Origin of the sequence: Rasiella sp. SM2506 (genome assembly GCF_050859505.1) — a bacterium.
GTDB lineage: Bacteria > Bacteroidota > Bacteroidia > Flavobacteriales > Flavobacteriaceae > Marinirhabdus.
This window is the reverse complement of sequence record NZ_CP193934.1, coordinates 339,647-362,751: the sequence shown is the minus strand read 5'-3', so window position 1 is coordinate 362,751 and position 23,105 is coordinate 339,647. Positions and strand designations below refer to the sequence as shown.

Genomic DNA, 23,105 nt, shown 5'->3' with positions numbered 1-23,105 from the left:
ATAAAGAGTAACGGTTACTGCCGCCTTCGCACGTATTTTTTTTGTGCTTTCAGCTTACAAAAAAATTACTGGCTCGCCACCTCAGAAATAGTTAGGTGTACTAATAGTTTCCACCATCTAATCTAACAAAAATAAAGAGTAACAGTTACTGCCGCCTTCGCACGTATTTTTTTTGTGCTTTCAGCTTACAAAAAAAACTGGCTCGCCACCCCAGAAATAGTTAGGTGTACTAATAGTTTCCACCATCTAATCTAACAAAAATAAAGAGTAACGGTTACTGCCGCCTTCGCACGTATTTTTTTTGTGCTTTCAGCTTACAAAAAAATTACTGGCTCGCCACCCCAGAAATAGTTAGGTGTAATAATAGTTTCCACCATCTAATCTAACAAAAATAAAGAGTAAGATAGTAAAGCCCCATAATCCGGAGCCTCCGTAACTAAAGAAGGGTAGTGGGATTCCAACGGTTGGGAACAACCCTGTTACCATTCCTACATTTACAAAAAAGTGTAAAAATAGTATGGCTGCCACACTATAGCCATACACCCTGCTAAAAGTGTTTTTCTGTCGTTCGGCTAAGTATAAGATGCGTATGATAAGCGCAATAAATAGAAAAACTACTATAATACTTCCAATAAAGCCCCATTCTTCACCCACGGTACTAAAAATATAATCTGTGTGCTGTTCGGGAACAAAGTTTCCTTTTGTTTGGGTACCTTCTGTCCATCCTTTTCCTGTCCAACCTCCACTGCCTATAGCAATTTCGCTTTGGTTGGTGTTGTAGCCAATCCCTTTAGCATCTACTTCTTTGCCTAATACAATATTGAAACGGTCACGATGGCGTTGTTCAAATACATTGTTGAAAATATAATTTACGGAAAAAGCAAAACCAATACATGCTGCTGCGATAATGAAATAGCGGGCAATAGGAGGTCGTTTTCGTTTCCGTTTTAAGTTGTACAAAAATATGAGTACTCCAAGTATAATCACAGCTAATGAAACCCATGCCACGCCAAATGCAAGTGTTGAAACAAACAATGCGGCAGCAAAAAAACCGAGCAGCAAATACACAAAATGTAGTCCTTCGCGATACAGCGGAAATATAAATGCAGCATACACTAAAGCACTTCCGGGGTCGGGTTGCGGAATAATAAACAAAGCAGGAAGCGCTATGATAAGGAAAGCCCGTATCTGGTGTTTAAATTCACCCATATTGGTTTGCATATCGCTACAGTATTTAGCAAGTGCAAGTGCGGTAGCAGCCTTTGCAAATTCTGAAGGTTGTAAACTGGCTGGCCCAAAAACATACCAAGAGGTAGCTCCGGAAATCTCCTTACCAAACACATAAAGGCCTAACAAGGAAATAAGAGAAATAATATAAATAACACCCGAAAACCGTTCGTAAAATTTAGAATCTATGGCAAGTATAAAAATAATGAGCAGGAGACTTAGACCAATCCAAAGTAATTGTTTAGTATAGATCTGGTTGAAGTCGAAAAACGTATTGGCACTTTCATCCAAGCTCGCCGAATAAATATTAATCCAACCAATTGCAACCAAGGAAAAAAACAAAAAGATAGTAAGCCAATCAAACTTCAAAAAAACTTTACTCTGGGACATAAAAAGACTACTTGTTGCTTTGCGCTATGAGAATACTTATAATTCTAGATCTTTCAAAAATTTACCGCTTATTTTTTTTCCATCATTAATTGGGAACGGTTTGCCAGAAAGGGGTTTTGCGTACTCTTCCATTAAACTTCCTTCAAGAACATATTTTTCGAGATCGGTTCTGGTAATTTCCCCTTTGAGATACTTCTCTATCATTAAACTGGCAATTTTGCCTGCATATCTACTTCCCCAATATCCATTTTCAACAAAAACAGCAATCGCGATTTTCGGGTTGTCTTTTGGTGCAAAGGCAATGAATGTGGAGTGATCTGTAAGTTGAACACTTTTGCCCTGAATTCTTGTATAGTTTTCGGCAGTCCCTGTTTTTCCGCAGATTTCGATACCTTCAACACGCAAACTTGCAGCGGTTCCTTTGTTATATACATCAAACATTCCCTGTACTACAGGTTCAAAATGTTGTGGGCCTATGGTGGTGTTAATTCGTTTTGTGTATTCTTGCGGAATTGTATCCACCCCTTTAATGTTTTTAATAATGTGGGGGCGATACCAATAGCCTCTGTTTGCAATGGCAGCTGTAAAATTCGCCATTTGCATGGGTGTTAAATTTACTTCCCCCTGCCCAATGGCATTTGAGATAGTAGCTGTTGCATACCATTTGTACTTTGGATAATTATACCATTTATTGTAAAAATCGGAGGTAGGGATAAGTCCTTTTTTACCACTAGGCAAATCATATCCCATATATTGCCCCAAACCAAAACTGGTGAGGTGTTTTTTCCAAGTATCAATACCTTCTTGGGGAGTAGGATATTTTTCAATGATCCGTCGGTACGCGGTACAAAAATAGGCGTTGCAGGATTGTGCGATGCCTTCTACCATTGCTAAGGGGCTGGGATGACTATGGCATCCTAATTTTTGCCCTCTACCGTATACATAACCATTGTTGCAATAAATACGTTCAGTAGTGTTCATTACGCCTTCCTCCATTGCTATGAGTCCCGTGAGCGTTTTAAAAGGAGAGCCTGGGGAGTATTCTCCAGACAAACCTCTGTCAAATAATGGCTTTGCAATAGTGTCGTACCAAAGTTTTGTGTATTCTTTTGAGCGTTCCCTGCCCACTAGTAACCCTGGGTCGAAATTGGGTGCTGTTACCAGTGCTAAAATTTCACCAGTAGAGGGGTCTAAGGCTACAATACCCCCGCGTTTGTTTTGGAATAATTCCTCGCCATATTGTTGAAGTCTTGCATCTATGGTTAATTCAATGTCTCTACCTCTTTTAGGAATTGTATCAAACGCGCCATCTTTATAGGAGCCAATTTCGCGATTAAACCTGTCTTTTTGTATATATTTAACTCCCTTAACACCCCGTAAGGCATCTTCATAAGACTCTTCTACTCCTTGTTTTCCTATTAATTCCCCCATAATATAGTCTGGGTTGTTTTTAATAATACGTTCGTCTACTTCGCGAATAAATCCTAGAACATTGGCAGAATGACTTACCTGGTATTCTCGTAAGGATCTTTGCTGAATGTAAAATCCTTCAAACTTGTACATTTTTTCTGACAACGAAGCATATTCAGCTTTCGTTAATTGCGCGATAAATGGTTGGGCTATTCGAGGAGAATATACCCAGGCTTTGTCCAGCTTCTCTCTAAAAGTTTGTTTTGAAATTTTCAGCAAACGACAAAACTCTAAAGTGTCCAAAGGTCTTACTTCGCGCGGAATAACCATTACATCATAGGATGGCTGATTTGAAACCAATAGCTCGCCATTACGATCATAGATGTATCCTCGTTGCGGATAATCGTACTCTATTTTAATAGCATTGTTTTCTGAAAGTTGCTCATAAGACGTATTATATACTTGCAAATAGAATAACCTTCCGGCGAATACAACGCCAGTGATCATTACAACTACAAGTAGTAATAGTTTTCGCATATTAAGTACCTAGAAAGGTTTTTTTTGATTCTTTAATTTTTTCTACTGAAAATCAAGGTGATGCATAACAGCAACACAATGGTAAAGATACTTGAAAATAACGTAGATTTTAGTACTAATACTATATGGCTAATGTTAAAAATTTCCAAGGAAAAGAGTATTAAATGATGTAAGACCACCGCTGCTGAGATATAGGTAATTCGTGCGCCAAAATCAGCCTTGCTCAACTTAATGGTGTTAAACTCATAACTTACACCAAATGAAAATTTTAGAAGTAGTGGGCGTACATAGGCAATAAATACACAAGCCGCGGCATGAACACCACCAGAATCGCTAAAAATATCAACGGAAAGCCCTAGTAAAAATCCCAGAAAAATTAGTAATCCTTTGTTTCCTGTAAACGGAAAAACTAGAATGAATAATAGATAAGGATATGGATTCACATACCCCAAAAAATTGATGTGATTAAAAAGAAGGATTTGAACCACAATTAACAGGAAAAACCGTCCAATATTTACCAAAAGATCACTGTTCTGCATTTTCTGGTGTTTCTTGGTTAGTAGATTTTTGTGTGTCTAAAATGGGTGCGTCCAGGTTTTCTATTTGTTTAATAGCTTCTTTTTCATTGTTTTCTATAATGTATACATGGTGTAAACTCGTCATATCATTAAACAAAGAAATAGTTACATCGTAATAGTCCTGATTGTTTGAAAGGTGAAATTCTTTTATAGTACCCACTAAAATCCCTCTTGGGAAAATGGTAGATTTTCCATCGGTAACAATAGTGTCGCCTACAACTACTGGAGCCTGTCTGGGGATGTCGACTAGTTTTGCTTCATTTGGGTTTTTGGTTTCAGGATCCCAGACTAAAGATCCAAAATGAAACGAATTTTTAAGTTTAGCATTTATCTTACTGTTGGTGTTTAAAATAGATTGAACAGAAGCATATTTCTTTGAAACTTTATTAATTATGCCCACGATACCTTTAGAAGAAATTACACCCATATCTGTTTCAATAACATCTGCGGCTCTTTTTCGAAGCGTGAGGTAATTCTTTGTTTTGGAATATGAATTATTTATAACCTTGGCTGGATAGTAGGTGTAGGGCGTTGCTAGAACAGTACTGTCCAGAGCTTCAAAAATAATAGTGTCCTGCGTAGACTGTAATAGCGTTCGTAATCGCATGTTTTCGTCTGCCAGGGCATCATTCTGTTCTCTTAAACTGAAATAGTTGGTTACATCACTTTTCCAGCCATAAATAGTTCCGCTAAAAAAATTGGCAGAGGTTACGTATTTATTTTTATGATAAGAATGGCTGTTAATCGTTAGTCCCAACGAAACAAGGAAGAGTAATAGGAACAACAGGAAGTTTTTATTCCGTATAAAGAAATAGATAATCTGTTGCACACGCTGGGGATTTATTTAATGAGCACGCTCTTGTACTTTGCTAAATTTTTAAGGCAGATACCGGTACCACGTACTACAGCACGTAAGGGGTCCTCTGCAATATAAACAGGCAAATCTGTTTTTTGTGACAAACGTTTGTCTAAACCGCGTAACATAGATCCACCTCCGGCAAGATAAATTCCTGTATTGTAAATATCTGCGGCCAATTCTGGTGGCGTTTGCGATAAAGTTTCCATTACAGCATCTTCAATACGTAAAATAGATTTGTCCAAAGCTTTTGCAATTTCGCGGTAACTAATTTGCACTTGTTTTGGTTTTCCTGTAAGTAAATCACGACCTTGAACGTTCATTTCTTCTGGTGGAAGCTCTAAGTCTTCGGTCGCAGCACCAATTTGAATTTTTATCTTTTCAGCAGTACGCTCACCCACATACAAATTATGTTGCGTTCGCATATAGTATACAATATCATTTGTAAAAACGTCTCCTGCAATCTTAACAGATTTGTCACAAACAATACCTCCCAGGGCAATTACGGCAATTTCTGTCGTTCCACCTCCAATATCAACCACCATGTTACCTTTGGGTTGCATAATGTCTACGCCAATACCAATAGCGGCTGCCATAGGTTCGTGAATTAGGTATACTTCTTTGCCGTTTACACGTTCGGCACTTTCTCTTACGGCACGCATTTCTACTTCGGTGATACCACTGGGAATACAAATAACCATACGTAAAGAAGGGGTAAGCCATTTCTTTTTGAGCGCTGGAATGTCTTTGATGAACATGTTAATCATCTTTTCACTAGCGTCAAAGTCTGCTATTACTCCGTCTTTAAGCGGTCTAATTGTTTTTATATTTTCATGGGTTTTTCCTTGCATCATAGCAGCTTCACGCCCTACGGCAATAATTTTTCCCGTAGTACGATCACGTGCTACAATTGACGGCGCATCTACCACAACTTTGTCATTGTGGATGATAAGGGTATTTGCGGTACCAAGGTCAATAGCTATTTCTTCGGTGAGGAAATCAAAAAATCCCATAAGTAATTAGGTCGGTATAAAAATTAATCTTTCAAGTAAGCATTACTAACAAATGTAACAAAATTAGTGTTTAAAGTGTCGGGTTCCAGTAAATACCATAGACATTTCGTTATTATTACAATAATCTATGCTCAACTGGTCTTTAATAGACCCTCCCGGCTGGATTACAGCCTTTATTCCTGCGTTATCTGCAATCTCTACACAGTCTGGAAACGGAAAGAATGCATCGCTCGCCATCACAGCGCCTTTAAGGTCAAAATTAAAACCTTTAGCTTTTTCTATAGCTTGGCGAAGGGCATCTACTCGGCTTGTTTGGCCTGTTCCGCTTGCACATAATTGTTTGTTTTTTGCTAAAACAATCGTGTTACTCTTAGTGTGTTTGCAAATTTTGGAAGCAAACATCAAGTCTTCTAACTCTCTACTATCTGGTTTATTGTTGGTGGCGTTTGTTAATTCTGAAATAGTATCGGTTTTGTGATCTTTATCCTGAACTAAAACCCCGTTTAAACACGTTCTCACAGTGCTTTCAGGGAGCGTGGCATCTTTTTGAGTTAATAAAATCCGATTCTTTTTGCCTTTTAAAATTCCTTCAGCTTCTTTAGAGAATGAAGGAGCAATTACTACCTCACAAAATAACTTATGAATCTCATCTGCTGTTGGCGCATCAATTTCAGTATTACAGATTAAAATCCCTCCAAAAGCCGAAACCGAATCCCCTGCCAGAGCATCGGTATACGCTTCTAAAACGGTGTTGCGTTGTGCAATTCCACAAGCATTGTTGTGCTTTAAAATAGCAAAGGTTGGGGATTCGCCTTTAAATTCGTTCATTAAGTTTACGGCAGCATCTACATCCAGCAAGTTGTTATAACTTAATTCTTTCCCGTGAAGTTTGTCGAACATGGCTTCAAAATCGCCAAAGAAAAATCCTTTCTGGTGTGGGTTTTCACCGTAACGCAATGCCTTTCCATTAGTTTCGCTAATTTTCAACGAAGCAATAGCGTGGTCGCTGTTAAAATAGTTGAAAATGGCACTGTCATAATGTGATGATACGTTGAAAGCTTTTGCGGCAAAGCGTTTTCTATCTGCCATTGAAACTTCGCCATTCGTTGAAGAAATTACGTTCAAGAAATCTTCATAATCTTCCATGGAAGAAACACAGATGGTATCTTTAAAATTTTTTGCCGCGGCACGAATTAAAGAAATACCTCCAATATCAATTTTTTCAATACTATCTTCTTCAGTAGCACCTGAAGCAACAGTTTTTTCGAACGGATACAAATCTACAATTACAACGTCCAACTGCGGAATATTGTATTGTCCCATTTCTCTCACATCGCTTTCGTTGTCTTGACGGTTCAAGATACCGCCAAATACTTTTGGATGCAACGTTTTTACACGTCCGCCTAAAATAGACGGATAATCCGTCACATCTTCAACAGGAATCACATTCACTCCCATATCATTAATAAATTTCTGGGTGCCTCCAGTGGAGTAGAGCATCACCCCTAATTCGTCTAATTTTTTAATGATGGGCCCCAACCCGTCTTTATGAAATACTGAAATTAATGCAGAAGAAATCTTTTTGGTATCGCTCATAACCTGTGGTGCTGAAGTCTGTTTTTAAAAATTATAACTGCTACGGCCTTTGGCTTTGCAGAATTTAAGGTGCAAAAATACATATTATGCACCATTTTTTGTAACGAATGTTAACAGAAAGCGTCCTACTTTTCATAACTTTATCAAAAGGACGGGATCCGTTAAACAGCCAAACATGCTAATTTATCTACGAGTACTTAAAGAAAGCTTCAATTTTGCGGTGAGCGCGCTTAGAAACAATAAGTTGCGCACTTTTTTGTCGCTAGTAGGCGTGACCATTGGAATCTTCTCTATAATTGCCGTTTTGGCTGCGGTAGATTCACTTAAAAAAGAGATTGATGGCAGCTTAAGCTCACTTGACAACAGTACTATTTATTTAGGAAGGTTTTCTTTTGGTCCTAGCGAAGTTCCACGTTGGAAAAGCGAACAATTCCCAGATGTAACCTACGAAGAATATCAATATATAAAACGAAATGTGCCTAATGTAAAAGCGGTTTCCTACACCTTAAATGTCCCTCAGGAAATTATGAAATATGAAAGGGCCACAGTGAGCAATGTTCAAATAGGTGCAGTAACGTATGAATATTATGAACTAGAAGCCCTTGATATTGCCGAAGGCCGTTTTTTTAATGAAACGGAGAGTAATAGTGGATCCAATGTTGTTGTAGTGGGTGATGAAATTGCAAATGTATTATTTGGTTCTGCCCAACAAGCTATTGGAAAACAAGCGCGGCTGTACGGGAGAAAATTTACGATTATTGGAGTGCTTAAAAAGGAGGGGTCTTCGTTGTTTGGAGGCTCTAGAGATACCGCAGGGTATTTACCGGTAAATGCGGTGCGAAAAATATTTGGTAGCAGCAATAGAAGCTTGGTCCCTTTTATTGTTCTTAAACCCGAAAAAGGAGTAGAAAGTGATGCGTTTATTGCGTCGTTATCTCAAAAATTAAGGATGTCCCGAGGCTTAAAACCCGATGAAATAAATAATTTTTTTGTAAACCAATTAAAAGGCTTTACCGATTTAATTGATAACATTACTGGCCAGATGAATATTATTGGTTTAATTATTAGCGGCTTCTCACTACTCGTTGGAGGTTTTGGAATTGCCAATATTATGTTTGTGAGTGTCAAGGAACGCACAAACCTTATTGGAATTCAGAAATCGTTGGGGGCCAAAAACAGATTCATTTTATTTCAATTTTTATTTGAAGCCGTTATTCTAGCAGTAATTGGTGGTTTGGTTGGGATATTTTTCGTTTTTATCGCCTCATTGATAGCTTCTACCTTAACTGAAGATTTTGAGTTTGTACTTTCGTTAAAGAATATGCTGTATGGTTCTGGGGTCTCTATTTTGATTGGATTAATCTCAGGAATTCTCCCAGCAATTTCGGCCTCAAAATTAGATCCTGTAGAGGCAATTAGAACAGGGATGTAACCACAAAAGAGGCAAAATTATAAAAACAAAATTCCAAATTCCAAAGGTCTTTACGTAAGCTTTTAGGATTTGGAATTTTATTTTTTTTGGAATGTATCCTCGTTAGAGGATTTCTGCTACTTTCTTATTTACCCATTCCAAAAATCGTTCATCTTCTTCAGAAAAAGGGTCTGGGATGTGAGAATCTATATCAATTTGTCCAATATTTTTCCCGTCTTTAAATAGGGGGACAACAATTTCAGCTTTTACATAGATGCTACAAGCAATATAGTTGTCTTGTGCTTTAACATCTGCCACTACAAAATTCTCATTGCTTACAGCTACTTGTCCGCAAATTCCTTTGCCAAAGGGAATAACGGTATGATCTGTTGGTTCTCCGGCAAATGCTTTTAAATGAAGTGTTTTAGCTTCGTGATTGGCAAAATAAAACCCAACCCAATCGTAATAGCCAATAGTGTTTTGTAGTACTTCGCAAACTTGTGTAAGGCGATTCGCTACCGTTTCTTCTTCGTTATGCAAAATGGCAGCGACGCGTGGTTGTAAATTTTTGAAAGGCATAATATCATTAATTTAGAACAAATGTATTTCAAAACCTTCGTTTTTAGGAAATCTAAATGCTGTATTTTTGTTAAAACCGAATGAAAAAACTTTTCAGTACATATAAAAGTGTTGTTGTGTTCTTGCTCCTTTTTTTAGGGAGTTATGTGTTGCTTAGTCTTCTCTACGGATTTTATCTAGAGCTCTCAAAAAATGGAAGGTATGCACCAGATTTTATCACCAATCTCGTGGCGAAACAAAGTACTGCTGTGATAGAAGGATTTGGGTATTTTGCTCAAGTAATTCCACATCCCACTCAGCCATCAATGAAATTATTTGTAGAAGGCAGGTTTTTAGCTAGGATTGTAGAAGGCTGTAATGCGTTAAGTATTATAATTTTATTTGTTTCATTTATTATCGCATTTGCACAACGTTGGAAGAAAACAGTCTTGTATATTTTTTCCGGGGTGCTATTAATTTATGCGGTAAATATCCTGCGTATTGCCATGTTAGCTATGGCTTTGTACAAATATCCAGAACATCAACATACGTTACATAGCGTTGTGTTTCCTGGGATTATCTACGGAATGGTATTTCTATTATGGCTGGTCTGGGTGCGAATGTTAACTCCTAAATCTCCTCCAGAATGAGCAAGAGTTTAAAAATAGTTTTGGTTTTTCTGGGGCTAGTATTGTTGGTGCTCGTTCGGTTATTTGAAGAAAGTTTATTTTACGATCCATTACTCAAATTTTTCAAAACCGACCATACTACGCAACCACTACCAGATTTTGAAATGGGGAAGCTTCTAGGGCATACGCTACTGCGCTACCTCATAAATGGAGTGATTTCGATCGGGATACTTTGGGTGATTTTTCAAAAAAAAGGAGTGGTGACGTTTTCAGTTTTCCTCTACGGAACTTTGGTAATACTACTCATCACAGTGTTTTTTATCTTAGTAAACACTTCCGAAGCCGGACCACATCTCCTCTTATTTTATGTGAGACGTTTTTTAATTCAACCATTATTTTTATTACTCTTGGTGCCTGCTTTTTATATGCAACGCCTTACTACTAATTTATAAACATCTATTATTCCAAAATTTGTACCTTTGTACTTCAAAATAAATATGATGAAACTGAACTATTTTATACCTGCATTACTTTTATTATTCGCTTTTACCTCTTGTAAGAACGACGCCAAAAAAGACACTCCCGAAACCGTGGAAGTTACTTCTGGCGATGCCGTAACACAACCCGACACAAAAAAACCAACCATTGGTGAAGTTGCTTTTAACGATCCTAATATGGCTGTGGTTTTTCGTGAATATATAGGTTTAAAAGACGCATTAGTAGGAACCAATGCGGCACAAGCAGGAGCTTCGGCATCGAGATTGATGACAGCATTTGCCAATATTGGCGTAGAAGATGCTGCTTTGAAAGCTGCCCAGAGTATAGTAGAGGCATCAAATATAGAAGAACAACGTACCGCTTTTGTACCTTTAACTTCAGCCGTTGAAACAATGCTGGAAGGAGAAATTGCTTCTGGAACTGTGTATAAACAATTCTGCCCCATGGCATTTAATAACACTGGCGCTTCTTGGTTGAGTGGTAGTAGCGATATTCAAAATCCATATTTTGGGGATAAGATGTTACGTTGCGGGCGTATTGAAGCCAAAATAGAATAGAACTCCTGGTTTTGCCTAAATGAAAAAAATAATTTCCATATTAATGTGTGTTCTGCTTATGGCAAGCACGAGTGGCGTTGCGTACGCTCAGCATTTTTGTGGAGATTCTGAAATGATGGCAACCGTAACATTAGGCGAAGAAAAGCTCTCCTGCGACATGTTAGATGTAGCAGAGGATACCTGTGCCGATGAAAAGACCGAAGGACATAGCTGTTGCGATGATCTATACACTACAATAACTACAGACGATAACTTTAACGCCTCGCAAGATACATTTCAATTGCCTGCTAATTTTGTAGCAGCATTTGTTCCAGTATTTGTCCTTCGAATTGAGACTACGACACTACGTAAGTCAATAGCGTTTTCAGAATATAACCCACCTCCCCTCATAAAGAACATCTCCGTTTTTTATGAAACTTTCCTTATTTGATTCCCTTTTTTCGCTATGCGAATTTAAAAGACTCCTAGACCTATTCGTGGAGACAGTTGTTGTAGTTAACAACGAATCAAAAATTTCAATATATATTAGAAAAAAACAATAATGAGGAAACTTATATACCTTCTGTTATTAGTTCCGATAGTGACACTTTCGCAAGAAAAAGTGGAGGGAATAGTACTGGAAATCATAGATAATAAAGAAGTCCCATTGGGCGGTGCCAATGTATTTTGGCTGGGTTCAAAAGTTGGCGATGTAACAGATTTTGATGGACTGTTTGAAGTTCCTTTCGAAGAAGGGCGTTCCCGGTTAGTGATAAGTTATATTGGATACAAGCCAGATACATTAATTGTCACGGCACCCAGAAAAATAAGGCAGGTTTTAAGCTCAAAGGGAGCGTTGGATGAAATTACGGTTACCTCCAGAAAAAAAGCAACATCTCGTTCGTTTTTAAGTAGTCAAAATACCATAAATGTAAGTAGTGCAGAATTGCTGAAAGCAGCCTGCTGTAATCTATCGGAGAGTTTTGAAACCAATCCTTCCATTGATGTGAATTTTGCAGACGCCGTCACAGGAGTTCGCCAAATACGAATGTTAGGATTAACAAGTCCTTATACACTCATTACCATTGAAAATATTCCTGCTATAAGAGGTGCTAGACAGGCCTATGGGTTAAGTTATATACCTGGAACCTGGGTAGAGAGTATCCAGATTACCAAAGGTGCAGGAAGTGTGGTGAATGGTTTTGAAAGCATAGCGGGCCAAATAAATGCCGAATTTGTAAAACCACAAACCGACGACGATGTGTTTGTAAACGCTTATGGGGCTATTAACGGCCGTACCGAACTCAATACTCACCTCAATACAAAAGTGAGTGACAAGTGGGATACAGGCCTCTATCTCCACGGAAATTATCGTGGCGTAAAGAACGATAAAAATGAAGATGGCTTTTTGGATACGCCGCTGGCCAAACAGATAAACGTAATGAACCGCTGGCAATATACCGATGCCGAAAAAGGATTTGTGAGCTTTTTCAATTTGCGATACATGAAAGACGATAAGCAAGTTGGGCAAACGGCATTTAACCCTGATACAGATCGTGGTACCACCAATGCTTGGGGAGGAGAAATAGACACACAGCATTTTGGTTTTACAGGAAAATTAGGGTATGTTTTTCCAGAAATTCCGTACCAGAGTATGGGATTGCAGATAGCGTATAGCAATCACGATCAAAAATCTTATTTTGGTTTAAGACCCTATGATATTAAGCACGAAAGTTTCTATGCCAATGCGCTTTTAAGCTCTATTATAAGTGACTCTCGCCATAAATTTAAAACCGGACTCAATGCTACGTACGAAGATTATGACGAAGCCGTAGAGGGTATCGATTATGACAGAACCGAAAATTCCTTTGGCGCTTTCTTTGAATATGCCTACGATGATCTTGAAAACTTTACAATGACAGCAGGTTTGCGTGTAGATAAACATAATCTACTAGGTACGTTTGTAACCCCAAGAATTCATGCACGCTACACGCCCTGGGATAAAGCAGCCCTACGCGCTTCGGTAGGACGCGGAAAAAGAAGCGCTAATATTTTTGTTGAAAATCAGTCATTATTCTCTACCAATCGCAGCATTTCAATTTTAAATACTGGGGGAGAAATTTATGGTTTAGATCCTGAAATAGCCTGGAACTATGGTATTTCATTTTTACAAGGTTTTGATGTATTTGAACGCAGGGCAGATGTATCACTGGATTTTTACAGAACCGATTTTCAAAATCAAGTGGTGGTAGACTGGGAAGATTCAAAAAGAATTCGATTTTATAATTTGCAAGGCGAAAGTTTTGCCAATAGTTTTCAGGTAGAATTTAGCTATAACCTTGCAGAACGTCTTGATGTGCGTACAGCTTATAAATTTTACGAAGTAAAAACAGATTATTTAAGTGGCAACCTGGAAAAACCTTTGACGCCAAGCCATAGAATTTTTGCAAATGTTGCTTACGAAACACAAGTAAACAAACAAACAGGAGGTCATTGGAAATTCGATCTTACTTATAATTGGCTGGGTAAACAGCGGTATGCTTCTACTATCTCCAATCCTGTAGATTTTAGACGTACGGAGTTTTCACCTTTGTTAGGAACTTTTAACGCACAGGTAACTAAAATTTTTAGTAGTACGTTTGAAATATATGCAGGGGCAGAAAATTTTACCGATGAAACCCAGGACAACCCAATTGTGGATCCTCAAAACCCATTTGGTTCAAATTTTGATACTACTTTTGTGTACGGTCCTATCTTTGGTAGTAATTATTATCTTGGACTTAGATATAGAATTTAATAACTTTAAATATTAATTAATCTTCTGAATACGCTTCCGAAGAAAATCTTAAAAACAGACATATGAAAAATTACATCATCATCTTTTTAGTAGCAATAATAGGTGTAACGGCAACAGCACAAGATAAAAATGCAAGAGCCACACTTGAAGTAGACGGTATTTGCGGTATGTGTAAAAAACGTATTGAGACGGCAGCAATAAAAACCAAAGGAGTTAAATCTGCTGTTTGGAATGTAGAAACTAAAGAGTGTAGCCTTATTTTTGACGAAAACAAAACAGACGTAGCCACAATCAGTCAAAGCATTGCAAATGTTGGGCATGACACCAAAGAAATAAAGGCCACAGAGGAAGCTTATAATAGTGTACATGCTTGCTGCTTATATCGGGATGAAAAAGTGCAAAAAGATCATGACAATAACTAATTGTATTGCACTAGCTCGCCATTAGAAATTGTTTAAAAAGTAATTGACAGATGTAAATTTGTTGCTTTTTAAACAGTTTTTTTTGCCGTACTATTTCTGAAATATGTTAAAATAGAATTCATTTTCAACTTAAAATATTTTATAATTTTTTAGTTAATTTTTAGCTAACAAAAAATCTTGAAACACATTCCGTTGTACATTTATAGTGTTCTTAGAAATAAGAATATGGGTTGAAAGCACTCCTTAAAAGTTAAGAAGAATGTTTAACTCAGTAACTTTAAATTTTAAAAGTTATGAAAGATCAAAAGTCAAACAAGTCTCCTAAGGCACAGCCAAAATCGGCTCCTAAGAAGACTGCTCAGACTACTTCAAAGAAGAAGTAATCATGAGTCTGAAGTTTTTGAAATAAAACTTCCACAAAGGCTTCGTACTTAGGGTGCTAAGCTTAAACAAACAGAAACAAAAAGAAAACCGCCTTTACATAAGGCGGTTTTTGTATTTTAGAGCTATGATATTAAAACCTGTTACTTTATTATATATAATAACGGTTGCCGTTTTGGTGGGCGCTATTGTATGGGAATATTATATGCAACAATGGTTGGCAGCCCAGCCCAATGATGGTATAGATGTAATTCGCACAGATCTTTTTGTGATTTGGCCTTTGGTGCTTACGTTGATTGCTCTTTCGCTGTTCAGGTTGATTAAGGGTAAGAAATAGCTTTTGTAATCCCTAGATACCGTAAACTTTCTACCTCTAAATTCTTCGTAAAAGAAAAGACCCCTACAAAAAGCAGAGGTCTTAACATTGGTCAAAAACCAAACTCAATTATTGTATATGGCGACACGCCATTACATCATTCCGGGCATTCCGCCTCCCATTGGGGGCATACCAGAACTTTCTTCTTTAATATCTATCAAAGCACATTCGGTAGTCAGGATCATTCCGGCAACTGAAGCTGCATTTTCGAGCGCAATACGGGTAACTTTTTTCGGGTCAATAATTCCCGCTTTCAGCATATCTACGTATTTTTCAGTTTTTGCATCAAAACCTTCGTTCTTTTTACCTTCTCTAACTTTATTAACTACAACCGATCCTTCACCACCAGCGTTTTCTACAATAGTGCGCAATGGAGCTTCAATAGCTTTTGAAACAATTTGGATTCCCGTTGCTTCGTCCATAGTGTCTGTAGTGAGTTTCGACAATACTTTCTGAGAACGAATAAACGCTACACCACCACCAGCTACAATACCTTCTTCCACAGCCGCACGGGTTGCATTAAGGGCGTCGTCTACACGGTCTTTCTTTTCTTTCATTTCAACTTCAGAAGCTGCACCTACATACAGTACTGCTACTCCTCCAGCCAACTTGGCCAAACGCTCCTGTAATTTTTCTTTGTCGTAGTCGCTCGTTGTAGTTTCAATTTGAGATTTTATTTGTCCAACACGTGTTTGGATGTCGCTCTTTTTACCAGCACCATTCACAATAGTTGTGTTGTCTTTATCAATCGTTACTGTTTCTGCAGTACCTAACATTTCTAGGGTTGCATTTTCTAAAGTGAAACCTCTTTCTTCAGAGATTACGGTTCCTCCAGTTAAAATTGCGATATCTTCCAACATTGCTTTTCTACGGTCTCCGAATCCAGGTGCTTTTACAGCTGCAATTTTTAAGGAACCACGAAGTTTATTTACTACCAGAGTAGCTAATGCTTCGCCGTCTAAGTCTTCAGCAATAATCAACAACGATTTTCCTTGTTGTGCTACGGGTTCTAAAATTGGCATTAAGTCTTTCATCGAAGAAATTTTCTTGTCGCATAACAAGATCATTGGGTTCTCCAATTCGGTTTGCATTTTTTCGCTGTCGGTTACAAAGTATGGAGAAAGGTATCCACGGTCAAACTGCATTCCTTCCACAACGTCTACGTATGTTTCAGTTCCTTTAGCTTCTTCTACGGTGATAACACCTTCTTTTCCTACTTTTCCGAAAGCCTTAGCAATCAGTTTACCAATAGTTTCATCATTATTTGCTGAAATAGAAGCCACCTGCTGAATCATTTCGGAAGAATTGCCCACTTTGGTCGCTTGCTTCTCAAGGTCCTTTACGATAGCTTCAACTGCTTTGTCAATACCGCGTTTTAAATCCATAGGATTTGCTCCTGCGGCAACGTTCTTTAAACCTTCTTTTACGATGGCTTGTGCCAACACGGTTGCAGTAGTAGTACCGTCACCTGCCAAATCATTGGTTCTAGACGCTACTTCTTTTACCATTTGTGCGCCCATATTTTCAAGGGCGTCTTCCAATTCAATTTCTTTTGCCACGGTAACCCCATCTTTGGTTACTTGTGGTGCGCCAAAACTTTTACTTATAATTACGTTACGTCCTTTGGGTCCTAACGTTACTTTTACTGCGTTTGCTAAAGCGTCTACGCCGCGTTTGATTGCGTCACGTGCTTCAACGTCAAATTTTATATCTTTTGCCATGTCAAAATTTTAATTTTGTCATTCCCACGAAGGTGAGAATCTTATTACTGTTAATTTATTTTAATTTTCGAAGAGATTGTCCCCTCTGTCAGCCGCGGCTGACATCTCCCCGAAAGGGAGAATATAGTTTAATGTATTTCAAATTAAGTTTTATATACTGAAATTTGAATTAATTCTTATTGTACCCCGAGCGGAGTCGAGGGGTTAAACAATCGCGAGTATGTCTTCTTCTCGCATAATAAGGTAGTCGCTACCTTCAAGTTTTAGCTCACTACCAGCGTATTTTCCGTAGAGAACAGTGTCGCCTACTTTTACGGTCATGTCGTAGTCTTTTTTACCTTTACCTACGGCTACTACTTTGCCTTGTTGTGGTTTTTCTTTAGCGCTATCTGGTATGTACAATCCAGATGCTGTTTTTGTTTCTGCCGCTTGGGGCTCAACAACTACTCGGTCTGAAAGGGGTTGGATTTTTAATGCCATATATTATTTTTTTTATTTCCGCACTTCAACTATGCTCAGCATAAATTTCGACGGGAATCTCGTTAAACTAAAAATTATTTTGTCTGTTACCCAATAGGCAGAAAGTATGCCAAGGGTTGTTTACTGCCAATTTGAAATAATTGTAAACAAAAAATGCCAGCTTGTCATAAGCTGGCATTTTATAAAATATGTTTTCGCGAATTACTCTCCGTCTGGATCTGTATTCGTTGAAGCATCAGGATTTGTAGTAGTCTCTGGTACTACATTTTCAACATCTTCTTGAAAGGTGCTGTTGGTTCCTGTGTTGTTCATAATGGGAATATTACTGGCTAGAATTAAAACCAATAAAACGATGGCCAAGGTCCAGGTACTTTTGTCCAAAAAGTCGGTTGTTTTTTTAACACCACCCATTTGGGCACCGCCACCACCGCCACCAAAGGAAGATGATAATCCGCCTCCTTTTGGGTTTTGTACCATAATAACTACCACCAATAAAAAGGAGATAAAAATAATCAAGACTAAAAATATTGTAAACGTGCTCATGTTGCTTCTTTTGTATTCAGTTTTTTAATTGCTCGAATTTGATCTGCAAAGAAACCACTTTTTTCGGGATTTTTCAAAATTAATATTTCATACGCTTTAATAGCTTTTTTATAATTTTTTTGCTGCAGGTAAACTTTCGCCAAGGTCTCTGTCATCAAGGAGTTAGGCGTTTGGGTATATTGTTTGGCAAGATCTGGTTGCTTGGTTTGTGATATAGAGACTTCCAGTTTTGGCTTTTCTTGAATGAATTTCTCAATCAATTCAAACTTTTCTTCGGCAGATGGTGTGTTGGTTAGTTCTTCAATTTCGGAGGGTATGTTGTCTGTTTTGGCTTCAGTTCGTTTAATGGGTTTTGCCTGCGTTAGTTGTAACCATTCGCTAAAAGAGTGGGTGTCGTCTTTTTTAAACGGAAGTGGCGCATCTACTGCTACTATTTTTTCTTCGGAACTAGTTGCTGAAGTTTCAACATTGCTTTCTATTTCAGTTTCTATCTCATTTTTATTTGAAATTTCTACTAACGATTGCACTTTACGCTCAAACAACCTTGGGTTTAAAATCGCCTCGGCTTTTTGTAATTCAGCTTTCATTTGTTTGTCCAACTCCAGTGCGGTTTGTTCTGAAAGATCTTCCATTACAACCTCAAGTTCGTTTACCGAAGCATCGTGCTGCAAAATTAATTCTGAAATTTTATCCTGGACAAATATTTTGGAAGTTATATACTGAAATAGGATATCACGATCTGCTGTATGTGCAGCCGTTACTTTTAAAGTGTCGTTGTATAAAAAACTGTCGTTATTTTTAAGTCCTTTTAATTGCAAGGCACGTGCACTCTGAAAGTAGGGGTATTTTTGAACCACGGTAGTAATCTCCGCCAGCTGTTGGTTAGTTAGCTGTTGCGGATTTGCCAATAGATATGTAAAAGTTTCTGTATTCAAAATTACCAGTTAGCAAGTGATTTATTAAATATATCCTGAGTGATGCGCTCGTAAATTACGTCTATAGCACTATCCAGTGCCGCACCTGTAAGTTGGAGTTGCCCGGCATAATCAAAGTAGAAAGAAAAACGCTGTTCAAAATCTTTTTCTTCTTTTTTAGTATTAAAAAACCGAACATTCACACTTATGGTCAATCGGTTTTGGGCGGCGGTACTGTTTGATTGAGCGGTAATTGGGGCAATGTAGTACTCGGTAATTTCTCCTTCGTAAATAAGATCACCGTTATTATTTACTAAATCCAAACTTGTTTGGTTGATGAGGATATCTTGTAATTTTAATGTAAAATCCCGCCCAATTCCAGGCTCCACAATAGGCGCGTTATTCTGAAAAAAGTTTACCTGAAATGTTTTGGTGGTACTGTAATCTATGTCTGCTCCAGTGAAAGAGTAAAATTTGCAGCCTTGAACCATAGGGACTAAGGCGAGTACTAGTGCTATTTTAAAAATATACTTCATGTAAGGCGAATATACTTATAAATTATATTGTTTAATTTTTCTATACAACGTCCGTTCGCTTATGCCTAATTCGTCTGCGGCATCTTTGCGTTTGCCCTTGTATTTTTCTAATGATTTTTTAATGAGCTCCAGTTCTTTTTCCTGTAGAGACAGGCTTTCTTCTTCTTGAATCTCTTCAGCAAAATCGTATTTATTTTCTCTTGCTTCTGAAGCTTTTTCAGCAATATTCAACACTTCAACATTGCTTGGTTCGTCATATTCTTCCTCCACAATGGCTGCTAGTTCTTCTTGATGATTATGCTTTTCAGAATATATTTTATTTATAAGACCTTCATTTTCTTCCTTTACTTTAGAAGCGTTTCCAGATTTCATCAATTCCAACGTTAATTTTTTAAGATCGTTTACATCTCGTTGCATATCAAATAACACTTTGTACAAAATATCGCGTTCGCTACTAAAATCGCTTTCATTTTTCTTCGGATTGATAACTGCTGGTAAATTACTTCCCATATCGGGAAGGTACTGATGCAATTTCTCTTTGCTAATAGTTCTTTCTTGTTCTAATACTGAAATCTGTTCAGCAACATTTCGTAATTGACGAATATTTCCGCTCCAGCGATAATTTAATAAAGTTTGTACAGCATTATCTTCTAAACGAAGCGTGGGCATTTTATATTTCTGAGCAAAATCTGCCGCAAATTTTCTGAATAATAAATGGATATCCTCAGAACGTTCTCTTAATGGAGGAAGATTAATATCTACGGTACTAAGTCTGTAATATAAGTCTTCTCTAAATTTACCTTTGTTAATAGCTTCGGTTATTTTTACGTTGGTAGCCGCTACGATACGCACATCGGTTTTTTGAATTTTAGAGGAACCAACTTTTAAAAACTCACCATTTTCCAATACACGCAACAAACGTACCTGGGTAGGCAAGGGGAGTTCACCTACTTCATCCAGGAAAATAGTTCCGCCATCGGCCACTTCAAAATAACCATTCCGGGTGGCTGTAGCTCCTGTAAACGACCCTTTTTCGTGTCCAAACAGTTCGCTGTCTATAGTGCCTTCTGGAATAGCGCCACAGTTTACTGCGATGTATTTTCCGTGTTTCCGATGCGAAAGCGAGTGAATAATCTTCGGGATACTTTCTTTTCCCACACCACTTTCACCAGTTACTAATACCGAAATATCGGTAGGAGCAACTTGTATGGCTTTTTCTACGGCACGATTTAGTTTTGGATCATTCCCGATAATCCCGAACCGTTGTTTTGTTGCTTGTACGCTTTCCATAATTGTGTAAATTCCACCCGTCGGCTACGCTCAGGGCACGATTTTTTAATCTATTGCTTCTTGGTTACTGAGCGGAGTAGAAGTGCCAATTAACGTTGCACTCGTACAATCGTGAATTTTCACCTTCACAAAATCGCCAATTTTATAATTTCCTTTTGGGAATACAACGCCTATGCTTTGTTCGTTGCGACCACTCCATTGGTCTGGATTTTTCTTAGATTCCTTTTCTATTAATACTTCAGTTGTTTTGCCAACGAATTGTTGTGTTCTGTATGCAGCGTGGGTTCTTTGTGCGTCTACAATTTCGGTCAATCTTCTCTTTTTTGTGGCTTCAGGGATGTTGTCTTCAAACTTTCTGGCGGCCATGGTTCCAGGTCTTTCAGAATATTTGTACATATACCCGAAGGTAAATTTTATGTCCTCCATTAACTGTAGCGTATCTTGATGATCTTGCTCTGTTTCGCCAGGGAAGCCTACAATAATATCTTGTGAGATGCTGCAATTAGGCAAAATTTCCCACATTCTTTTTACCAAAGCGCGGTACTCGTCTGCGGTGTGCTGGCGATTCATTTCTTTCAGTATTCGATCGCTACCACTCTGGAAGGGCAAATGCACGTGGTTACAAATATTTCTGTATTTCGCCATGACGTGAAAAACATCTTCCGTCATATCCTGCGGATTGCTGGTAGAAAACCGAACACGCATTCCTGGCTGTGCTTCGGCAACCATAGCTAGCAATTGCGAAAAGGAAGTCGCCGTAGCTTTCTCCATCTCCGAAGCATTTTTAAAATCTTTTTTGAGTCCGCCACCGTACCACACATAGCTATCTACATTTTGTCCTAGTAAGGTGATTTCTTTGTAGCCTTTTAAAGCCAATTCGTTTATTTCTCCTAAAATACTCTGAGGATCCCGACTACGTTCACGCCCTCGTGTGAAGGGAACCACGCAAAATGTACACATATTATCGCAGCCACGAGTAATGCTTACTAAGGCATTAATTCCGTTAGTGTTTAGGCGAACAGGAGCAATATCTCCGTACGTTTCATCTTTGGAGAGGATTACATTTACTGCGTCGTTTCCTGCTTCTACTTCGGCAAGAAGGTTAGGAAGGTCTTTGTAGGCATCTGGGCCTACCACCATATCTACTATTTTTTCTTCGTCTAGAAATTTTTCCTTTAAACGTTCTGCCATACACCCCAGTACGCCCACTTTCATTTTTGGATTGTGGTCGCGTTTTACGGCATTGTATTTTTCAAGACGTTTGCGTACGGTTTGTTCTGCCTTATCTCGAATAGAGCAGGTATTCACCAAAACCAGATCTGCCTCTTCTAGGTTTTGAGTGGTGTTAAAACCTTGGTCATTGAGTATAGACGCCACAATTTCGCTATCGCTAAAATTCATAGCACAGCCGTAGCTTTCAATAAAAAGTTTTTTGGTGTTCTCTTTTTTGTTTTCTAAAACAAGCGAATCTCCTTGTTTTGTTTCGTCTATGGTTTTGTCTTGCATGTATTTTCTGAAATCTAACTAGTGCTCCTTCAAACAAAGCCTACCAAAAAAAGTAGGCGGGTGCAAAGATATGGATAAATCTATAGTTGTGCCAAAATGGCAGATTTCTTTTTTCTATCTTTAACATCCAAACTAACAACAAGCAACCTATGGAACACCCAATTTTTAATCGAATTGAAAATGCCCAGAAGCCAGATTTTGGAGATGTCTTGACAAAAACGTTCGACTCTGTTAAAGATCTTTGGCAACCTGCGCTGTACCATGGTCTCCTTAATATGTTATTTATGATTTCTTTTTTAATTTTGGTTTATATTCCGCTGGCTCCTATGTATATTGGGATTTTTAAAAATATGGGCGATCCGTATTACCAACCAGATATAAATTATTCGCTTTCTTTTTGGATAGGATATATGGTGGGCGTGTTGGTAATTGCACTCATTGTTCAGCTATTTAGCTTTTCTTTGGTGGCTCATTTTTATAAAGTAATCCGGTTAAAAGACGAAGGCTCCACAGAAAGTCCAGGCGGTTATTTTTCATATTTAAAAGGGAATGTAGGCAAAATCTTAGGACTAAATCTCGCTGGGATGGGAATTGCAATTGCGGCAGCTTTGCTGTGTTATTTGCCTCTTTTTTACGTGATGGTTCCACTGCAATTATTCGTAGTTCTATTTGTCTTTAATCAAGATCTTTCTGTTTCTCAGATTATTAAAGCTGCTTTTAAGTTAGGGCATAAGTTTTGGCTTATCATTTTCGGGATTATTTTAATTAGCAATATGATTGCACAATTGGGATTAGTGTTTTGCTTTATTGGAGTTTTTGTAACACAACTTTTTGTACACATACCTATATATAATATCTATAAAAATACGGTAGGTTTTTCAGCTGAAATTTCCGAATAGA

Annotated in this window: 23 protein-coding genes; 9 read left to right on the top strand and 14 right to left on the bottom strand. The window is 38.0% G+C overall.

Translation table 11 applies throughout. The annotated features are described in order from the left end of the window. Positions 1–351: 351 nt before the first annotated feature. The 6 genes from rodA to purH all read right to left on the bottom strand — a co-directional run bounded on the left by rodA (position 352) and on the right by purH (position 7,607). On the bottom strand, positions 352–1,617 hold the full coding sequence (gene rodA / locus ACQ2HF_RS01750; RefSeq protein ID WP_432411794.1) for a rod shape-determining protein RodA: 1,266 nt from the start codon (positions 1,615–1,617) through the stop codon (positions 352–354). A 36-nt stretch (positions 1,618–1,653) separates the two neighbouring features. Beyond that, positions 1,654–3,564 carry a penicillin-binding protein 2 gene (gene mrdA / locus ACQ2HF_RS01745; RefSeq protein WP_432411793.1) on the bottom strand — a complete coding sequence of 637 codons (1,911 nt, stop codon included), beginning with the start codon at positions 3,562–3,564 and terminating at the stop codon, positions 1,654–1,656. A 32-nt stretch (positions 3,565–3,596) separates the two neighbouring features. Next, the gene (locus tag ACQ2HF_RS01740; protein WP_432411792.1) at positions 3,597–4,103 is read right to left on the bottom strand and encodes a rod shape-determining protein MreD; all 507 of its coding nucleotides are present in this window, start codon (positions 4,101–4,103) and stop codon (positions 3,597–3,599) included. After that, on the bottom strand, positions 4,090–4,971 hold the full coding sequence (gene mreC / locus ACQ2HF_RS01735; RefSeq protein WP_432411791.1) for a rod shape-determining protein MreC: 882 nt from the start codon (positions 4,969–4,971) through the stop codon (positions 4,090–4,092). The genes ACQ2HF_RS01740 and mreC overlap by 14 nt, the downstream gene beginning before the upstream one ends. A gap of 11 nt (positions 4,972–4,982) precedes the next feature. After that, the gene (locus tag ACQ2HF_RS01730) at positions 4,983–6,011 is read right to left on the bottom strand and encodes a rod shape-determining protein (RefSeq protein WP_432411790.1); all 1,029 of its coding nucleotides are present in this window, start codon (positions 6,009–6,011) and stop codon (positions 4,983–4,985) included. Between the two features lie 63 nt (positions 6,012–6,074). Then, on the bottom strand, positions 6,075–7,607 hold the full coding sequence (gene purH, locus ACQ2HF_RS01725; protein WP_432411789.1) for a bifunctional phosphoribosylaminoimidazolecarboxamide formyltransferase/IMP cyclohydrolase: 1,533 nt from the start codon (positions 7,605–7,607) through the stop codon (positions 6,075–6,077). Between the two features lie 175 nt (positions 7,608–7,782). Here purH and ACQ2HF_RS01720 point away from each other — a divergent pair, with 175 nt between their 5' ends. Then, positions 7,783–9,039, top strand: coding sequence for an ABC transporter permease (locus ACQ2HF_RS01720; RefSeq protein ID WP_432411788.1), 1,257 nt, complete (start codon positions 7,783–7,785; stop codon positions 9,037–9,039). A 102-nt stretch (positions 9,040–9,141) separates the two neighbouring features. Here the strand turns inward: ACQ2HF_RS01720 and ACQ2HF_RS01715 are convergent, their stop codons facing one another. Then, positions 9,142–9,597: a GAF domain-containing protein gene (locus tag ACQ2HF_RS01715; RefSeq protein ID WP_432411787.1), complete on the bottom strand. Its 456-nt coding sequence runs from the start codon at positions 9,595–9,597 to the stop codon at positions 9,142–9,144. An 80-nt stretch (positions 9,598–9,677) separates the two neighbouring features. On the opposite strand from ACQ2HF_RS01715, the gene xrtF reads away from it, so the two are divergent. The 7 genes from xrtF (at position 9,678) to ACQ2HF_RS01680 (ending at position 15,176) form a co-directional block, all read left to right on the top strand. Further along, entirely contained in the window at positions 9,678–10,226 is a 549-nt protein-coding gene (gene xrtF, locus ACQ2HF_RS01710) for an exosortase family protein XrtF (RefSeq protein WP_432411786.1), read from the top strand. After that, the gene (locus tag ACQ2HF_RS01705) at positions 10,223–10,657 is read left to right on the top strand and encodes an exosortase F system-associated membrane protein (RefSeq protein ID WP_432411785.1); all 435 of its coding nucleotides are present in this window, start codon (positions 10,223–10,225) and stop codon (positions 10,655–10,657) included. The genes xrtF and ACQ2HF_RS01705 overlap by 4 nt, the downstream gene beginning before the upstream one ends. A 45-nt stretch (positions 10,658–10,702) precedes the next feature. Then, positions 10,703–11,260, top strand: a complete 558-nt coding sequence (locus ACQ2HF_RS01700; RefSeq protein WP_432411784.1) for a DUF3347 domain-containing protein — start codon at positions 10,703–10,705, stop codon at positions 11,258–11,260. Between the two features lie 19 nt (positions 11,261–11,279). After that, on the top strand, positions 11,280–11,690 hold the full coding sequence (locus tag ACQ2HF_RS01695; protein WP_432411783.1) for an HYC_CC_PP family protein: 411 nt from the start codon (positions 11,280–11,282) through the stop codon (positions 11,688–11,690). Between the two features lie 111 nt (positions 11,691–11,801). Then, positions 11,802–14,036 (top strand): TonB-dependent receptor, encoded by a 2,235-nt coding sequence (locus ACQ2HF_RS01690; RefSeq protein ID WP_432411782.1) that lies wholly within the window; start codon positions 11,802–11,804, stop codon positions 14,034–14,036. A gap of 62 nt (positions 14,037–14,098) precedes the next feature. After that, positions 14,099–14,458, top strand: a complete 360-nt coding sequence (locus ACQ2HF_RS01685; RefSeq protein ID WP_432411781.1) for a heavy-metal-associated domain-containing protein — start codon at positions 14,099–14,101, stop codon at positions 14,456–14,458. 508 nt (positions 14,459–14,966) lie between these two features. After that, positions 14,967–15,176 carry a hypothetical protein gene (locus ACQ2HF_RS01680; RefSeq protein WP_432411780.1) on the top strand — a complete coding sequence of 70 codons (210 nt, stop codon included), beginning with the start codon at positions 14,967–14,969 and terminating at the stop codon, positions 15,174–15,176. Between the two features lie 131 nt (positions 15,177–15,307). On the opposite strand, the gene groL is transcribed toward ACQ2HF_RS01680, so the two are convergent. From groL to miaB, 7 genes are all read right to left on the bottom strand, one after another. Then, complete coding sequence (groL, locus tag ACQ2HF_RS01675) at positions 15,308–16,936, bottom strand: chaperonin GroEL (RefSeq protein ID WP_432411779.1); 1,629 nt, start codon at positions 16,934–16,936, stop codon at positions 15,308–15,310. A 204-nt stretch (positions 16,937–17,140) separates the two neighbouring features. Continuing rightward, entirely contained in the window at positions 17,141–17,416 is a 276-nt protein-coding gene (locus tag ACQ2HF_RS01670) for a co-chaperone GroES (RefSeq protein WP_432411778.1), read from the bottom strand. Positions 17,417–17,617: 201 nt separating this feature from the next. Beyond that, positions 17,618–17,959 (bottom strand): preprotein translocase subunit SecG, encoded by a 342-nt coding sequence (secG, locus tag ACQ2HF_RS01665; protein WP_432411777.1) that lies wholly within the window; start codon positions 17,957–17,959, stop codon positions 17,618–17,620. Then, entirely contained in the window at positions 17,956–18,894 is a 939-nt protein-coding gene (locus ACQ2HF_RS01660; RefSeq protein ID WP_432411776.1) for a hypothetical protein, read from the bottom strand. Before ACQ2HF_RS01660 ends, secG begins: the two co-directional genes overlap by 4 nt. A gap of 2 nt (positions 18,895–18,896) precedes the next feature. Next, positions 18,897–19,409 carry an LptE family protein gene (locus ACQ2HF_RS01655; RefSeq protein ID WP_432411775.1) on the bottom strand — a complete coding sequence of 171 codons (513 nt, stop codon included), beginning with the start codon at positions 19,407–19,409 and terminating at the stop codon, positions 18,897–18,899. A 15-nt stretch (positions 19,410–19,424) separates the two neighbouring features. Next, positions 19,425–20,699, bottom strand: coding sequence for a sigma-54 interaction domain-containing protein (locus tag ACQ2HF_RS01650; protein ID WP_432411774.1), 1,275 nt, complete (start codon positions 20,697–20,699; stop codon positions 19,425–19,427). A gap of 45 nt (positions 20,700–20,744) precedes the next feature. Next, complete coding sequence (gene miaB, locus ACQ2HF_RS01645) at positions 20,745–22,205, bottom strand: tRNA (N6-isopentenyl adenosine(37)-C2)-methylthiotransferase MiaB (protein ID WP_432411773.1); 1,461 nt, start codon at positions 22,203–22,205, stop codon at positions 20,745–20,747. Positions 22,206–22,354: 149 nt separating this feature from the next. Here miaB and ACQ2HF_RS01640 point away from each other — a divergent pair, with 149 nt between their 5' ends. Then, complete coding sequence (locus ACQ2HF_RS01640) at positions 22,355–23,104, top strand: hypothetical protein (RefSeq protein ID WP_432411772.1); 750 nt, start codon at positions 22,355–22,357, stop codon at positions 23,102–23,104. Position 23,105: the final 1 nt, after the last annotated feature.

Bases quoted from the DNA above. Each gene is read 5' to 3' on its own strand.
- rodA (WP_432411794.1), bottom strand. From the start codon at position 1,617: ATGTCCCAGAGTAAAGTTTTTTTGAAGTTTGATTGGCTTACTATCTTT.
- mrdA (WP_432411793.1), bottom strand. From the start codon at position 3,564: ATGCGAAAACTATTACTACTTGTAGTTGTAATGATCACTGGCGTTGTA.
- ACQ2HF_RS01740 (WP_432411792.1), bottom strand. From the start codon at position 4,103: ATGCAGAACAGTGATCTTTTGGTAAATATTGGACGGTTTTTCCTGTTA.
- ACQ2HF_RS01730 (WP_432411790.1), bottom strand. From the start codon at position 6,011: ATGGGATTTTTTGATTTCCTCACCGAAGAAATAGCTATTGACCTTGGT.
- purH (WP_432411789.1), bottom strand. From the start codon at position 7,607: ATGAGCGATACCAAAAAGATTTCTTCTGCATTAATTTCAGTATTTCAT.
- ACQ2HF_RS01720 (WP_432411788.1), top strand. From the start codon at position 7,783: ATGCTAATTTATCTACGAGTACTTAAAGAAAGCTTCAATTTTGCGGTG.
- ACQ2HF_RS01715 (WP_432411787.1), bottom strand. From the start codon at position 9,597: ATGCCTTTCAAAAATTTACAACCACGCGTCGCTGCCATTTTGCATAAC.
- xrtF (WP_432411786.1), top strand. From the start codon at position 9,678: ATGAAAAAACTTTTCAGTACATATAAAAGTGTTGTTGTGTTCTTGCTC.
- ACQ2HF_RS01705 (WP_432411785.1), top strand. From the start codon at position 10,223: ATGAGCAAGAGTTTAAAAATAGTTTTGGTTTTTCTGGGGCTAGTATTG.
- ACQ2HF_RS01700 (WP_432411784.1), top strand. From the start codon at position 10,703: ATGATGAAACTGAACTATTTTATACCTGCATTACTTTTATTATTCGCT.
- ACQ2HF_RS01695 (WP_432411783.1), top strand. From the start codon at position 11,280: ATGAAAAAAATAATTTCCATATTAATGTGTGTTCTGCTTATGGCAAGC.
- ACQ2HF_RS01690 (WP_432411782.1), top strand. From the start codon at position 11,802: ATGAGGAAACTTATATACCTTCTGTTATTAGTTCCGATAGTGACACTT.
- ACQ2HF_RS01685 (WP_432411781.1), top strand. From the start codon at position 14,099: ATGAAAAATTACATCATCATCTTTTTAGTAGCAATAATAGGTGTAACG.
- ACQ2HF_RS01680 (WP_432411780.1), top strand. From the start codon at position 14,967: ATGATATTAAAACCTGTTACTTTATTATATATAATAACGGTTGCCGTT.
- groL (WP_432411779.1), bottom strand. From the start codon at position 16,936: ATGGCAAAAGATATAAAATTTGACGTTGAAGCACGTGACGCAATCAAA.
- ACQ2HF_RS01670 (WP_432411778.1), bottom strand. From the start codon at position 17,416: ATGGCATTAAAAATCCAACCCCTTTCAGACCGAGTAGTTGTTGAGCCC.
- secG (WP_432411777.1), bottom strand. From the start codon at position 17,959: ATGAGCACGTTTACAATATTTTTAGTCTTGATTATTTTTATCTCCTTT.
- ACQ2HF_RS01655 (WP_432411775.1), bottom strand. From the start codon at position 19,409: ATGAAGTATATTTTTAAAATAGCACTAGTACTCGCCTTAGTCCCTATG.
- ACQ2HF_RS01650 (WP_432411774.1), bottom strand. From the start codon at position 20,699: ATGGAAAGCGTACAAGCAACAAAACAACGGTTCGGGATTATCGGGAAT.
- miaB (WP_432411773.1), bottom strand. From the start codon at position 22,205: ATGCAAGACAAAACCATAGACGAAACAAAACAAGGAGATTCGCTTGTT.
- ACQ2HF_RS01640 (WP_432411772.1), top strand. From the start codon at position 22,355: ATGGAACACCCAATTTTTAATCGAATTGAAAATGCCCAGAAGCCAGAT.